Origin of the sequence: Flammeovirga aprica JL-4 (assembly GCF_012844305.1) — a bacterium.
GTDB lineage: Bacteria > Bacteroidota > Bacteroidia > Cytophagales > Flammeovirgaceae > Flammeovirga > Flammeovirga aprica.
In genome coordinates this window covers 52,552-66,714 of the sequence record NZ_JABANE010000051.1, presented here as the reverse complement: position 1 = coordinate 66,714, position 14,163 = coordinate 52,552, and the positions used below count along the sequence as shown (strand labels likewise).

Here is a 14,163-nt window from a genome sequence, read left to right as displayed (position 1 = left end):
TTATCTCTTTTGGAAGAAATTGTACAAAATAAATACAATTTTCCTTGTTTTAATCATAAGAGAAATGAAGAAGAAGGAAGCTTGAAAATCGATCATAGAAATCTTGTGAAAATGTCGATTGAAAGTTGACACTGATTTAGTTGAAAATGTACTTACTTTACACCTCAAATAACCACGCTTTTAATCACTTAGATAATCTAAAAACAACCACTCACTTACTATTATTTATAAATGAAATATAATCTGAGCAAACTCTTTTAAATATCTTTTAATAAGATCTTGTTTACTATCAACATCTTAGTAACTTTGCGACCCTAGAGCGTAGGTTCGCTCTTTAATTAAAAGATAATATAATGTCAGTAGCAAAAAAAGGTGATAAAGTAAAAGTGCACTATGTTGGTACTTTAAACGACGGTTCTCAATTTGATTCTTCAGTAGAGCGCGGTGAGCCTATCGCATTTACATTAGGTGCGGGACAAATGATCCCAGGTTTCGACGCAGCTGTAGATGGTATGAAAGTAGGTGAGAAGAAAACTGTAAACATCCCTTCTGACCAAGCTTACGGTCCTGCTAGAGAAGATTTAATCATCGAATTCAAGCGTAGCGATATTCCTGCAGATATGAACCCTAACGTAGGTGACCAAATCGGTCTTCAAAGCCCTCAAGGTCCAATTCCTGCAACAGTAGTTGAATTAACTGAAGAGATCATCAAAGTTGATGCTAACTCTCCAATGGCAGGTAAAGATCTTAACTTTGACATCGAATTAGTTGAGGTTTGTGATGCAGATTCTTGTGAAGACGGAAACTGTAACTGCTAATTTGTAGTTCAATACAGATATAAACTTTATAAAAAAACACCTTTTCGAGTTATCGGAAAGGTGTTTTTTTGTTATCAATTGGCAACATGAGGATAAATTTCGCCGATTATCGTCTTTTTATGATTTTACTCGTGTAATAGGTGAATAAAGTTATTAAATTTGCAGATTGAAAAGGAAGAGCATATTCTTCCCAAAAGAATTTGATTATAGATGAGGGTATCCTCATTGTCAATATATTTAGAAATTATGCTTGAGCAGATTAAAAAAATCGAAGAACAAATAGAGAAAGCAACAGCTCAAACGAAAGAAGAGTTGGAAGCATTCCGCGTAGGTGTAGTAGGTAGAAAAGGTATTATTGCAGATCTTTTTTCTAAAATGAAAGAAGTGGCTCCAGAGGAAAGAAAAACTTTTGGACAAACTGTAAATGCATTAAAAAATGCTGCTCAAGAGAAGTTTGACGAATTACAAACAGCTTTAGAGGATTTACAGGCAGATGATATCAACCATCATGACCTTACACTTCCAAATATTCCTAACGAGATGGGTGCTGTTCACCCGATCACGAAAGTACGTGAGGAAATCAACAGAATTTTCGAACGTATTGGTTTCAATATCTCAGAAGGACCAGAAGTGGAAGATGATTGGCATAACTTCTCTGCATTGAACTTCCCTCCAAACCACCCAGCGAGAGAAATGCAGGATACTTTCTTCATTGAGAAAGATCCAGATATCGCTCTTCGTACGCACACTTCATCAGTGCAAGTTCGTGTAATGGAAAACCAAAAGCCTCCATTCCGTACTTTATCTCCAGGTAGAGTATACAGAAACGAGACAATCTCTGCTCGTGCACACTGTATCTTCCACCAAGTAGAAGGTTTGTATGTAGATAAAAATGTATCTTTCAAAGATCTTAAAGATACTTTATACTACTTCGCAAAAGAATTCTTCGGTCCAAACACAAAAATCCGTTTAAGACCATCTTACTTCCCATTCACTGAGCCATCAGCAGAATTGGACGTTTCTTGTTCAGTTTGTGGCGGTAAAGGATGTAATATCTGTAAGTACTCAGGATGGGTAGAAATCGGTGGTTGTGGTATGGTTGACCCTAACGTATTGAAAGCGTCAGGTATCGATCCTGAAGAATACACAGGTTTCGCCTTCGGTATGGGTATCGAGCGTATGACGATGTTGAAATACAAAATCAATGACCTTCGCTTGTTCACAGAAAACGATCTTCGTTTCTTAGGACAGTTCAAAGGACTTTAATTTGAGTTAAGAGTTAAGAATTAAGGTTCTCTTATTCTTTAATTTCGAGGCTCTCCTTATATATTAAATCCCCAATTATTCTGTATCAAAACAGAGTAATTGGGGATTTTTATTTCTCTTAAAAAAATGCTGTAAGTTCAGTATCAAGAACCAAAGAAGCCATATCTTTCTTAACTCTTAACCCTTCCCTCTTCATTCTTCATTACTCATTCCATCTTTCATCATCTGATGCAGTGACTTCGCGTCTTTCGGCTTCATTCTTCCAGCCATCATTAATCTTACCTCTCTTCTTTGTAATGCCCCTTCATAAAGTTTTTTCTCACTGTCAGTCTCAGGGACTATTTTAGGAACAATAATAGGCCTTCCAGTTTGATCAACGGCCACAAAAGTAAAGAAGGCAGTATTGGTCTCTACTTTAGTGCCATTAGGAATATTTTCACTCCATACTCTAATAAATACCTCCATTGAGGAGTTAAATGCTCTTGTGACTTTAGCTTCTAATGTTACGGTGTCTCCAAGTTTAGGAGAATATTTGAAAGAAACATTATCTACTGAGGCAGTAACAACAACTCTGTTGGAATGCTTTTGCGCAGAAATAGCGGCAACCACATCCATAAGGTGAAGTAATCGGCCTCCCATTAAATTATGTAAGGGGTTGGTATCATTGGGAAGGACCATTTCCGTGCTAATAACGAAGGAATCCTTTGGGAACTTTTCTAATTTCATGTGTTTATATCTAATGTTAGAACAGAATGGAAAGTTAATGATATTTTAATTGTATGTTTTATAGATACTTAAATTTTATTTAGAGATTTTTTTCTCAAATTGTTTTGCAAGTAAAAAATCATGTGCTACTTTTGCATCGTCTTAAAGAAACAGGGTGCCATGGCCGAGTGGCTAGGCATCGGTCTGCAAAACCGCGTACGGCGGTTCGAATCCGCCTGGCACCTCTAAAAGGTCAAGATTTTAATTAATCTTGGCCTTTTTTTATGCTCAAATTTACATGAAAAGCCCTATCCCCAATTATGATATTGAAGATAGGGTCAATTAAATAAGACTGTATGAAGAAAATAAAGAATATGTTTAAGTAAAAAGAAAAACTTTTCTGAAATGCTCAATATACCATAGCTTTCTTAACTCTTAACTCAAAAACTAATTCGTTTCCTGCATCTGACGAACCTGTTTTAAAATTATTTTCTTAGGGGTAAGAGGAGCAAAAGCGGTCATGATTTTTTGAGAAGTAGTTAAACCAGAAATCACATCCAATTTCCCTTTCATCATTCCATTATATCCGTCTAATGCCACTTTGTACGCACTAGCTGTTTTATCGAATAAAGAAGTTTTATCCATTCCTGAAACTCTTCCGAATTCTGTGGCAGTAGCACCAGGAAGTAGTGCTGTAACTGTAACATTTGTATCATGTAATTCCTCAGCTATAGCATTACTGAAGAAAGTAACATAAGCCTTTGTAGCATAATAAACAGCTTGAAGGGGGCCGGGAATCAAACTTGCCGTTGAAGACACATTAAGCACTCTGCCACTATTTCTTTTCACCATGTCAGGTAGGAAAAAACGAGTCAAAGCTGTAAGTGCAGTAATATTGAGGTTGATCATTGCAAGATCCTTTTCCCATTCTCTTTCGTGAAACTTGCCAACTCCACCAAAACCAGCATTATTGATAAGGTATTCAACAGGAATATTTTTTGATTTCACCTCGTCATAAATCTCTTGAGCCGTTTCAATCTTAGTCAGGTCTTTTGCAATTACCTCTACTGAGATGCCATATGATCCTTCTAACTCCGTTTTCAGTTCCTTTAATTTATCTAAGCTTCTGGCAATGATGACTAAATCTCCTCCTTTTTGAGCGTGAATTTTAGCAAACTCTTTACCGATTCCTGATGATGCTCCTGTGATTAATGCTACGTTTTTCATAATGATAAAATTGATGATTAAGTTGTGTGTTTGACTACATTACAAATGTCATCAACCCAAAAAGAAACCAATAACACAAATCGCATTTCTCTAAACACAAATCACTTATTATGGGAGAAATAGGGTAAAAGTGATGATTTTGAAGAAGTTATTAAGAGATATTATTAATAATTAGCGTTGTTCTGAAAAATACATGAAAACCTTGAATAGAGTGATTTAAACCGGTTCAGAGCGAAAAAACGAATACTGAGATTGTAAATGTTGTTAGATATAAAAGTTATTTTCTATCAATATAAAATTCACATTCATTACGATTATTAACACCTGTTAAAATATTAAGCTGACGAGAGTTAAGGGCAAAAAGATGTCTAATGTCACTTTTTTTTGTAATTTGGAATGATTATAAATAATGATTTATTGAATTTTATTGATATTAAATTGCTGATATATAGTGTTTTGTGGTGATATTTTTGTATTTTTTAATAGAAAGCCGGTTTTGATGCCAAGTTTGAAATATGTCCATCCCGTATTAGCTTTGCACTCGAATGTACAATTGCATATTTCATCTAATTTTTTAGTATACAAAACTTCAATGGTATGAGTATCGGCAGAAGTGTATTAAGGTTGCGCTACACATTGGCTGTGGTGTGCGGTTTACTGCTAACAAGCGTAACAGCGTTTGCACAAGGAGACGGCATTCCCACTGATGAAGCGTCGATCTCGGCCGGGATGGAGCTTTTCGATGGCAACTGCTCTTCCTGTCACCAAGTACACGAAAAAGGCGTCGGGCCGGCGCTTAAAAATGTTTATGAGCGTCGTGATGTTAAATGGTTAACGAGCTTTATTAAGCACCCAGGCAAAACAATTGAAAGTGGCGATGCATACGCAGTAGCTCTTTATGATAAGTTTAAGCCTACAATTATGCCTAACCAAGATCTTTCAGATGCAGAGATCTTACAGGTTTTAGCATATGTAAAGGATGCGACAATAAAAGGACCGGCAAAACCAGAAGCAGCTGCTGATGTAGCAGGCGCAGGAGCAGAAGCTCCACAAGAGGGTATGGTAGTTAGTTCTAACTTATTAGTTGGAGTAATTATCGGCCTATTAGTGTTATTAAGTATTGTTTTAATTGTATTAGTAGTATTAGCTAATGTTTTAACGCAGTATTTAAGACAACAAAAAGGACTAGACGAAGACGACACAGCTTACATTAACGAAAAATTCAGCTTAGCTGCGATTTTCAAAAGCCAAGTTTTCATCGGAATGTCTTCTTTTGTATTCGTAATGATTGTAGCTAAAGTAACTATTGATTCTTTATTCGCAGTCGGAGTACAACAAGGATATGCTCCAGATCAACCTATCCAATTCTCACACAAACTTCACGCAGGGTATTACGAAATTGATTGTAAGTACTGTCACACAGGTGTAGAAAAGTCTAAGAATGCCAACATTCCTTCAGCGAACATCTGTATGAACTGTCACAACAGTATCCGTCAGAATTCTCCAGAAATTCAAAAAATCTATGCGGCGATTGAAAACAACGAGCCTATACAATGGGTACGTGTTCACAACTTGCCTGATTTAGCGTATTTCAACCACTCACAACACGTGAAAGTTGGTGGAGTTGAATGTCAGACATGTCACGGTGAAATCGAGAAAATGGAAGTAGTACAACAACACTCATTATTAACAATGGGTTGGTGTATTGACTGTCACCGTCAGACAGATGTAAACGCAAAAGGTAATGCGTATTATGACAAAATGGTAGAAATGCACGAAGCTACTTCTAAGGATCCAATGAAAGTAAAAGACATTGGTGGTTTAGAGTGTGCAAAATGCCACTATTAATTTGTCGCTTTTTGAACCTTTTGTTCACTAAGCTTTCAACAATTTTCTACATATAGAGAAATGGCAAAGAAAGAATATTGGAAAGGCGTCGAACAACTAACGAACGACCCTGAGTTTGTAAAATATGCGGAAAAAGAATTCCCTCAGCATCTGACAATCAAAGATGCTTACGGAGATAATTCAGAGGGTGAATTCAAAAGCAACAGACGAGACTTCTTAAAAGTAATGGGATTCTCAGTAGCTGCAGTTTCTTTAGCAGCATGTGAAGCTCCAGTGAAGAAGGCGATTCCTTACTTAAACAAGCCAGAAAACATTGATCCAGGTGTAGCAAACTATTACGCTTCTACATTCTTCAATGGTTCTGATGCAATGCCTGTAGTAGTGAAAACAAGAGAGGGTAGACCTATCTTTATTGAAGGTAACACTTTCTCAGCGTACTCTCAAGGTGCAATCACTGCTCGTGCAAACGCGTCAATCATGGGCTTATATGATGATGAAAGAGCTAAGGCTCCTTCTAAAGGTGGTGCTGCCACTACTTGGAAGAAAGCTGACGCTGAAATCATCAAAGGTTTAGCTGCCGCAGGAAAAGTAGCAGTAGTATCAAATACTATTGTATCTCCATCTACAAAGAAAGTTTTAAATCAATTTGCAGGTAAGTACAATGCTGACTTGGTGACTTATGACCAAGACAACAACTCTGCAATTATTGAAGCAAATAAAGCACAATTTGGTAAAGCTGTAGTTCCATCATATGCTTTGGATAAAGCAGATGTGATCGTAAGTTTTAATGCTGATATCTTAGGTAACTGGGTTGCTCCAGGTGTTTTATCACAAGATTTCGCTAAAAACAGAAAAGTAGGACCTAATAAGAAGAAAATGTCTCAAGTATTCAGTTTTGAGACAATGCTTACTATTACTGGTGCTGCTGCGGACTACCGTTCACCATTAAAACCTTCTCAAGAAGGTGTAGCTGTAGCTGCTCTTTACAATGCAATCGCTAAAGCAACTGGAAATGCTACTGTAAAAGGTACATTGAAAGACGCTAACATTGCTCGTGCAGCGAAAGCTTTATTAAAAGCAAAAGGTAAATCAGTTGTAGTTTCAGGTATTAATGATGTTAACGTTCAGCTTTTAGTGAACGGTATCAACCAAATGCTTGGTAATTATGGTAAAACAGTTGATTTAAATACTCCTCTTTACACTCGTCAAGGTAGCGATGTTCAGATGAATGCATTTGTTGATGCATTGAAAGCTGGAAAATACGGTGCTGTAATCTTCTATAACTGTAACCCAGTTTACGATTACGCTAGAGGTAAAGAAATTGCAGCAGGTATCAAAAAGGCGAAATTGTCAGTTGCGACAAATGACCGTTTAGATGCTACTGCGAAGCTTTGTACTTTCAATACTCCTGATAAGCATTTCTTGGAGTCTTGGAATGATGCAGAGTACAAGAGAGGTTACTTCAGTGTTGCTCAACCAACAATCAATACTATTTTTGATACACGTCAAGCTCAAGATTCATTCTTAGCATGGGCTGGAAGCGAAGAAGAGTATGATGACTTAGTGAAATCATTCTGGAAGAAAGACGTATTTGCGTTGCAATCGAAGGAATTATCATCTCAGTCTTTCTGGGTAAGAGCATTACACAACGGTATCTTCGAAACTGAAAATACGGGTAGCTACAAGTCAATCCACGACACAGGTGCTGATAGCGTTGATTACTCAGCGTCATTCAACGCAGCTGATGCAGGTGCGAAAGTATCCGCTAAATATAGAACAACTTCAGAGTGGGAGTTTGTTGCTTATGCATCGACTGTAATGGGTTACGGTACATTAGCAAACAACCCTTATGTACAAGAAACTCCAGATCCAATCACTAAAGTGACTTGGGGTAACTTCGTGGCAATTACTCCTGAGGACGCTCGTTCATTAGACGTTCACAAAGAGTTTGAAACGAAGAAGAAAGTACTTAAGGTAGCAACGAAAGGTGGTAGCTTTGAATTACCAGTAATCATGCAGCCAGGTTTGGCTAAAGGTGTTGTTGCAGTTCCTCTAGGATACGGACAAACATCTTTAGGTAAGGTTGCTGAAGAAGCTGCTGGTTTCAATGCAATGTCATTATTAAGTGCTAAAGGTTTAACAAACTACTCAGTAACTTCAGGTGTTTCAGTTGAAGCAACTGACGCTTCAGTAGATGTTGCTCAAACTCAAACACACGAAACAATCATGTCACGTGAGTCGATTATCCAAGAGACTACACTTGCTCAGTATGTGAAAAACCCTGCTGCTGCTAGACATGACGTGATGATCAACACTTACTCTGGACCAGAGAAAGCAACGGATATTTCTGCTTGGGATATCAATAACAACGGTTACAAAGATGACCGCCATAACAAAAATGATGATAAGCCAGGCGCTGCATTATTATGGAACTCAGTATCCGGAATTCAAGCAGATGTTCACGAATACCCTAACCACCACTGGGGGTTAGCAATCGACTTGAACTCTTGTGATGGATGTTCAGCTTGTGTTACTGCATGTCATATTGAAAACAATGTGCCGATTGTAGGTAAGCAAGAAGTAATTAACCGTCGTGAAATGCACTGGTTGCGTTTGGACCGTTATTACAGCCAACGTCCGGAGGAGGAGTTTACTGAAGAAGAAAATGCATCAATGACGGATTATGCTAAGATGGAGCGTGCTGCACGTAACCCTGAGGTAGTATTCCAACCAATGATGTGTCAGCACTGTAACAACGCTCCTTGTGAGACTGTATGTCCAGTAGCTGCAACTTCACACTCTTCAGAAGGTCTAAACCAAATGACTTACAACCGTTGTATCGGTACGAAATATTGTGCAAACAACTGCCCTTACAAAGTACGTCGTTTCAACTGGTTCAAATATCATAACAATGATGAGTTTGATTACAACATGAATAACGATCTTGGTAAAATGGTGTTAAACCCAGATGTTACTGTTCGTTCTCGTGGTGTAATGGAGAAATGTTCAATGTGTGTACAAAGAACGCAAGCAGGTAAATTGAACGCGAAGAGAGAAGGCCGTCCATTGGTTGACTCAGACGTTTCTACTGCATGTGCTTCTGCTTGTGCGAGCGGTGCGATCAAGTTTGGTGACTTGAACAATCCAGAATCAGAAGTTCGCCAACTATTAGAAGGTGAATTGCATGAGCGTGCATACAATGTGTTAGATGAAATCAACACTCGTCCTAACGTTTACTACCTAGCGAAGGTGAGAAACAAAGACGAAAAGAACGCATAATTAAAGGATACCTTCGGAAGCAATTCAAAAGGTGTCCACTTTAAAATTAGTTATTCATACTCTACATAAGATAAAATGCAGATAGTATCGAAAGTCCGTGAACCACTGGTAACTGGTGGTAAAACATACAAGGACATAACAGAAGATGTCTGTCGACCAGTAGAAGCGAACCCTTCTAAGGGTTGGTTTGGAGGAATGGCGTTATCGTTATTCTTACTTCTTGCAGGTGGTTACTATTTAGGTGACATGCTGTGGAACGGTATTGGTCGTTGGGGTCTTAACAAGACAGTTCAATGGGCGTGGGATATTACCAACTTCGTATGGTGGGTAGGTATCGGTCACGCAGGTACACTAATCTCAGCGGTATTGTTGTTATTCCGTCAAAAATGGAGAACTTCAATTAACCGTGCAGCGGAAGCAATGACAATCTTTGCCGTAATCTGTGCCGCTATTTGGCCAGTAGTACACATGGGTCGTCCTTGGATTGGTGGTATTTGGGCATTGCCATTACCAAACACTTATGGTTCTCTTTGGGTGAACTTCAACTCACCACTACTTTGGGACGTATTCGCGATCTCGACGTATTTCTCAGTATCATTAGTATTCTGGTTTATTGGTCTTGTACCTGACTTTGCTACAATCCGTGACCGTGCAATCAAGCCGATTCCTCGTTTGATCTACGGTGCTCTTTCAATGGGCTTCAACGGTTCAGCAAAAACTTGGATGCACTACGAAGCAGTTTCATTGATCTTAGCAGGTTTATCAACACCTCTAGTACTTTCAGTACACACAATTGTATCAATGGACTTTGCAACGTCAGTAATTCCAGGATGGCATACAACTATCTTCCCTCCATACTTCGTAGCAGGTGCGATCTTCTCAGGTTTCGCCATGGTATTAACGTTGATGTTGGTGACGCGTAAGTTGTATAAATTAGAAGATTATATCACAATGGAGCACATCGAAATGATGTCACTAGTAGTTACAATTACTGGTTCTGTTGTAGGTATCGCATATATTACCGAATTCGTAATCGCATGGTACTCAGGTGTAGAATACGAGCAATATGCATTCGTAAACCGTATGACTGGCCAATACTGGTGGGCATACTGGTCAATGATGGCATGTAACGTAATCTCTCCTCAGGTATTCTACGTGAAGAAATTAAGAACAAACATTCCGTTTATCTTCTTTATCTCTATCGTAGTAAACATTGGTATGTGGTTCGAGCGTTTCGTAATTATCGTAACGTCACTTCACCGTGATTACTTACCATCATCATGGTTGTACTTCAACCCTACAATCACTGACGTGATGTGTTACGTATTTACTTTTGGTTTATTCTTCACATTGTTCTTAGCATTTGCGAAGTACTTCCCAGTAGTAAACATGGCAGAGGTGAAATCAGTATTGAAAGATTCTGATTCTAAGGTGTACAAGTCTCGTCGTACTATCTCAAACGAAGTAGTACCTGAGGCAGATAGAGTTCCAGTTGATCTATAAAAAAGCATTTAGAGATGGAAAAAAACACAAATTATTTAGTAGGCGTTTTTGGTGATCAAGATATCTTGGTTAAAGCCGTAAAAGCTTTAAGAAAGAAAGGTGTAAAAATCTATGAGGTATTTACTCCGTATCCTGTTCACTTCTTAGAAGATGCATTAGGTTATAAGCGTTCTTGGATGCCAAGAGCAGCTTTCGGATTTGGAGCTCTAGGTACTACTTGTGCGATTTTATTACAATCGTGGATTATGGGTTATGAATGGCCTATGATCATTGGTGGTAAAGGATTTATTGCAATTCCTGACTTTGTGCCGATTACTTTCGAATTAACAGTATTATTCTCTGCATTCGGAATGGCGGGTTCATTCTTCGTTTCACAAGACTTGAAGCCACACAAAGTTCCTCAAATCTTCGACCGTCGTCAATCAGATGACAAGCATATCATGGCTATTGATTTAGCTAAGAATTCGCTTTCAGAAGATGAGCTTAAAGCTTTATTGCAAGAAGTTGGTGCTGAAGAAGTAAACAACAAGAGTTTCACAGAAAGAGAAAAGAAAGCTTCTTTCTTCGATTATGTGTCAGACTTGTTTACGAAAGGCGTTACAGATTCTGCGAGAGAGTTAAAAGGTTAATGATCTTATCACGAAAAAACATTACGCAATATGCGAACGAATAAAGTTGTAATGAAAGCAATCGCGATAGGTGCAGCAGCATTGGCAATGACAGGATGTAAGATTCAAGGTGACGGTAACTTCACTGGTCTTGAATATGCACCTCAAATGTACCACTCAGTACCTTACGAGCCACTTTCACAGTTTACAGATGATGACATCGCTGGAGGAGTATTAGAGCAATTCTACTACCCTGACTTTGTCAACTCGACACCTTACAATGATTACTACTCTGAAGGTAAAAAGAGAAAAATCAACGTTAAGGATCCAGTTGCTGGTACTGTAAAGCGTCAAAACTTTACAAAAGTAACTGGTCAAGCAGCTCCTACTGCGGATCAAGCAATCCTTTATTACATGGAGGTTTCAAAAGATTCATTAGAGTGGGCAGCCGCTAACTTAAAAAATCCATTAGAAGCAACTCCTGCTGTATTAGCTCAAGGTGAGCACTTATTTACAGCTTACTGTATGCCTTGTCACGGTGAAAAAGGTGACGGTAAAGGTAAAGTAGGTAAAGTATACGGTGGTGTAGCTAACTTGAAAGGTAGATCGATCAAGAAAGCAACTGATGGACATATTTTCCACGTGATCACTCACGGTAAAGGAAATATGTGGCCTCACAAATCTCAGGTGAACCCTGAAGAGCGTTGGGCTATTGTTAAGTATGTTAGAAAACTTCAAGGAAACTAGATCGTCCCAACGATCTTAACTATATTAAATATAGAGATATGGCACACGTAGATGTAGATCTTAAAAATGTTCAAGAACAGTTTACTTTTGATGGTAAACTGAAGAAGAACGTGTTGCTCATCGGCGGTATCGGAGTGGTATTGTTCGTGTTGGGTGCGATCTTCTTGATGTTGGGTGGTGGTCACGATGATCATCATGCAGCAGTACAGCATGCAACTGAGGTAGCTTCTGTTGCTTCAGATGGTGCTCACGGTGACGCTCATGGCGGAGGACACCACGGTGAATTCCACTGGTATCAGCGTATTATCGTAGATTTCTGGATGAGTGGAGTATTCTTCACAGGCGTAGCCCTGTTAGGTTTCTTCTTCTTTGCTCTTCAATATGTAGCGAACTCAGGTTGGCCTACATTAATCATGAGAGTAATGTTGAACTTCCGTCAGTTTATCCCAGTTGGTGGTATTGTATTATTGATTACTTTCTTAGTAGGTTCTCATACAATTTTCCACTGGACGCATGATGGAATTGCTGACCCTAACTCACCTACCTATGATGCAATCATTGCAGGTAAAACAGATTTCTTAAACGTTCCTTTCTTCTTATTCAGAATGGTACTTTTCGTTTCAATTTGGACTTTCTTTGGGTTCATCTTGAACAAAGTAACTAAGGCTGAAGATCAAGATATGTCAGGAACAACGAAATACTTCAGAAAAGCACAAAGACTTTCAGTAGCTTTCTTAATTTTCTTCGGTATTTCTGAATCAATCACTTCATGGGATTGGATCATGTCAATCGACACGCACTGGTTCTCTACTCTATTCGGGTGGTACATCCTTGCAGGTTGGTTAGTAACTGCAGTGGCATTCATGTCATTGTTTGTATTGATCCTACAAGACATGGGTTATTTGAAATTAGTAAACGAGAACCACTTACATGACTTAGGTAAGTTCTTATTTGGTTTCTCTATCTTCTGGTCGTACTTATGGTTCTCTCAATTCTTATTGATTTACTATGCGAACATTCCAGAAGAAACAGTATACTTTATTGACCGTTTGAAGAGCGACACTTACGCTCCATTATTCTTCGGTATCTTAGTAACTAACTTCTTATTCCCATTCTTCGTATTAATGACTCGTGACGCTAAGCGTAAGACTATCATGATGAAAATTGTAGCAGTAGTTGTAATTTTCGGTCACTTCATGGAGTACTGCTTACTGATCGTTCCAGGTTCATTAAAAGAAAATGGAGGATTCGGTTTAACTGAAATTGGTACTGGTATGATCTTCTTATCGATCTTCTTATACTTGTATTTCACAGGTCTAAGCAAAGGCGGTTTGATCCCTCAAAACCACCCAATGTTAGAAGAATCAGTTCATCACCATACTTAGAAAGTGAGGAACTTCAAAATATTAAACCTCATATCCGAAAGGGTATGAGGTTTTTCTTTTATTAATGAATTCTCATCCCAATACTCGCCCCAAACATTGTATAAAAACCACCTGAATTTTTTACTGTTGAGATATTACTCAGTACCCTTTGACCCATATATAGATTTACAGTAGGGGTAATCTGAGGAATTTTGAGGCCATTGAAATCAATACCTACAGTTGCCCTGTACATGATACCTTCCATGTTGTTCTGCATATAACAACCACCCAAGTCTAATTCAACAAAAAGACAATATTTGCTATCAAAATCATCACCTGTTCTGAAATGTAGATAATAGGTATTCATTGGGCCTATAATATCTTGGTCCACAAACTGCTGATGTTGATATCCTAAACCCACAAAAGAGGCGCCGTCAATCATATAATTGAGTTGTAAGTCTAAACCATAAGATACAAACCCATGGGGGCGATCTTCTTCTCTTCTTTGATCTGGAGGTAAGTTGTGCCATTTGTCTTCTTCCCTTTGAAAAGGTTTCCACTGAGAACCAAATTCACCTATACCTAGGGCAGTAAATTTTATTGATTTTAAAAAGGAGTTTTTTTCTTGGGCAGATACAGTTGTAAACGAGAATAGAATTAAGAGAATAGTTAATGTTTTCATGTTATCAAAAAAATAGACTGAAATTAAATAGTTTGAATAAATGACAACTTACTTTTCCTTGTGATCAATAAATCAATCTTAAAAAATATAAAATTTATTTCCATTAAAATCCAGAA

The 14,163-nt window shown here is 38.2% G+C and carries 11 protein-coding genes and 1 tRNA gene; 9 read left to right on the top strand and 3 right to left on the bottom strand.

Annotated elements, in window-relative coordinates:
* Positions 1–353 precede the first annotated feature (353 nt).
* Complete coding sequence (locus HHU12_RS18315; RefSeq protein WP_062615578.1) at positions 354–818, top strand: FKBP-type peptidyl-prolyl cis-trans isomerase; 465 nt, start codon at positions 354–356, stop codon at positions 816–818.
* 246 nt (positions 819–1,064) lie between these two features.
* Positions 1,065–2,084 (top strand): phenylalanine--tRNA ligase subunit alpha, encoded by a 1,020-nt coding sequence (gene pheS / locus HHU12_RS18310; RefSeq protein WP_044210091.1) that lies wholly within the window; start codon positions 1,065–1,067, stop codon positions 2,082–2,084.
* 192 nt (positions 2,085–2,276) lie between these two features.
* On the opposite strand, the gene HHU12_RS18305 is transcribed toward pheS, so the two are convergent.
* Positions 2,277–2,810 (bottom strand): acyl-CoA thioesterase, encoded by a 534-nt coding sequence (locus HHU12_RS18305; RefSeq protein WP_169658182.1) that lies wholly within the window; start codon positions 2,808–2,810, stop codon positions 2,277–2,279.
* Between the two features lie 153 nt (positions 2,811–2,963).
* On the opposite strand from HHU12_RS18305, the gene HHU12_RS18300 reads away from it, so the two are divergent.
* Positions 2,964–3,034 (top strand) — tRNA-Cys (locus HHU12_RS18300).
* A 202-nt stretch (positions 3,035–3,236) separates the two neighbouring features.
* Here the strand turns inward: HHU12_RS18300 and HHU12_RS18295 are convergent.
* A complete protein-coding gene (locus HHU12_RS18295) occupies positions 3,237–4,016 on the bottom strand; it encodes an SDR family NAD(P)-dependent oxidoreductase (protein WP_169658181.1) in 780 nt (259 codons plus the stop codon).
* Between the two features lie 597 nt (positions 4,017–4,613).
* Between HHU12_RS18295 and HHU12_RS18290 the strand changes: the two genes are divergently transcribed.
* The 6 genes from HHU12_RS18290 to HHU12_RS18265 all read left to right on the top strand — a co-directional run bounded on the left by HHU12_RS18290 (position 4,614) and on the right by HHU12_RS18265 (position 13,386).
* Positions 4,614–5,864, top strand: a complete 1,251-nt coding sequence (locus HHU12_RS18290) for a c-type cytochrome (RefSeq protein ID WP_169658180.1) — start codon at positions 4,614–4,616, stop codon at positions 5,862–5,864.
* A 60-nt stretch (positions 5,865–5,924) separates the two neighbouring features.
* Complete coding sequence (locus HHU12_RS18285) at positions 5,925–9,143, top strand: TAT-variant-translocated molybdopterin oxidoreductase (RefSeq protein WP_169658179.1); 3,219 nt, start codon at positions 5,925–5,927, stop codon at positions 9,141–9,143.
* Between the two features lie 75 nt (positions 9,144–9,218).
* Complete coding sequence (gene nrfD, locus HHU12_RS18280) at positions 9,219–10,646, top strand: NrfD/PsrC family molybdoenzyme membrane anchor subunit (protein WP_044210028.1); 1,428 nt, start codon at positions 9,219–9,221, stop codon at positions 10,644–10,646.
* Positions 10,647–10,660: 14 nt separating this feature from the next.
* Positions 10,661–11,275 (top strand): DUF3341 domain-containing protein, encoded by a 615-nt coding sequence (locus tag HHU12_RS18275; protein WP_169658178.1) that lies wholly within the window; start codon positions 10,661–10,663, stop codon positions 11,273–11,275.
* A 30-nt stretch (positions 11,276–11,305) separates the two neighbouring features.
* Complete coding sequence (locus tag HHU12_RS18270) at positions 11,306–12,001, top strand: c-type cytochrome (RefSeq protein WP_223241355.1); 696 nt, start codon at positions 11,306–11,308, stop codon at positions 11,999–12,001.
* A 38-nt stretch (positions 12,002–12,039) separates the two neighbouring features.
* Positions 12,040–13,386, top strand: coding sequence for a quinol:cytochrome C oxidoreductase (locus tag HHU12_RS18265; protein ID WP_169658177.1), 1,347 nt, complete (start codon positions 12,040–12,042; stop codon positions 13,384–13,386).
* Between the two features lie 61 nt (positions 13,387–13,447).
* Here the strand turns inward: HHU12_RS18265 and HHU12_RS18260 are convergent, their stop codons facing one another.
* Entirely contained in the window at positions 13,448–14,047 is a 600-nt protein-coding gene (locus HHU12_RS18260; RefSeq protein ID WP_169658176.1) for a hypothetical protein, read from the bottom strand.
* Positions 14,048–14,163: the final 116 nt, after the last annotated feature.

Excerpts from the sequence above, each read along its gene's own strand:
- pheS (WP_044210091.1), top strand. The coding sequence starts at position 1,065 with ATGCTTGAGCAGATTAAAAAAATCGAAGAACAAATAGAGAAAGCAACA.
- HHU12_RS18305 (WP_169658182.1), bottom strand. The coding sequence starts at position 2,810 with ATGAAATTAGAAAAGTTCCCAAAGGATTCCTTCGTTATTAGCACGGAA.
- HHU12_RS18295 (WP_169658181.1), bottom strand. The coding sequence starts at position 4,016 with ATGAAAAACGTAGCATTAATCACAGGAGCATCATCAGGAATCGGTAAA.
- HHU12_RS18315 (WP_062615578.1), top strand. The coding sequence starts at position 354 with ATGTCAGTAGCAAAAAAAGGTGATAAAGTAAAAGTGCACTATGTTGGT.
- HHU12_RS18285 (WP_169658179.1), top strand. The coding sequence starts at position 5,925 with ATGGCAAAGAAAGAATATTGGAAAGGCGTCGAACAACTAACGAACGAC.
- HHU12_RS18290 (WP_169658180.1), top strand. The coding sequence starts at position 4,614 with ATGAGTATCGGCAGAAGTGTATTAAGGTTGCGCTACACATTGGCTGTG.
- HHU12_RS18270 (WP_223241355.1), top strand. The coding sequence starts at position 11,306 with ATGCGAACGAATAAAGTTGTAATGAAAGCAATCGCGATAGGTGCAGCA.
- HHU12_RS18275 (WP_169658178.1), top strand. The coding sequence starts at position 10,661 with ATGGAAAAAAACACAAATTATTTAGTAGGCGTTTTTGGTGATCAAGAT.
- HHU12_RS18265 (WP_169658177.1), top strand. The coding sequence starts at position 12,040 with ATGGCACACGTAGATGTAGATCTTAAAAATGTTCAAGAACAGTTTACT.
- HHU12_RS18260 (WP_169658176.1), bottom strand. The coding sequence starts at position 14,047 with ATGAAAACATTAACTATTCTCTTAATTCTATTCTCGTTTACAACTGTA.
- nrfD (WP_044210028.1), top strand. The coding sequence starts at position 9,219 with ATGCAGATAGTATCGAAAGTCCGTGAACCACTGGTAACTGGTGGTAAA.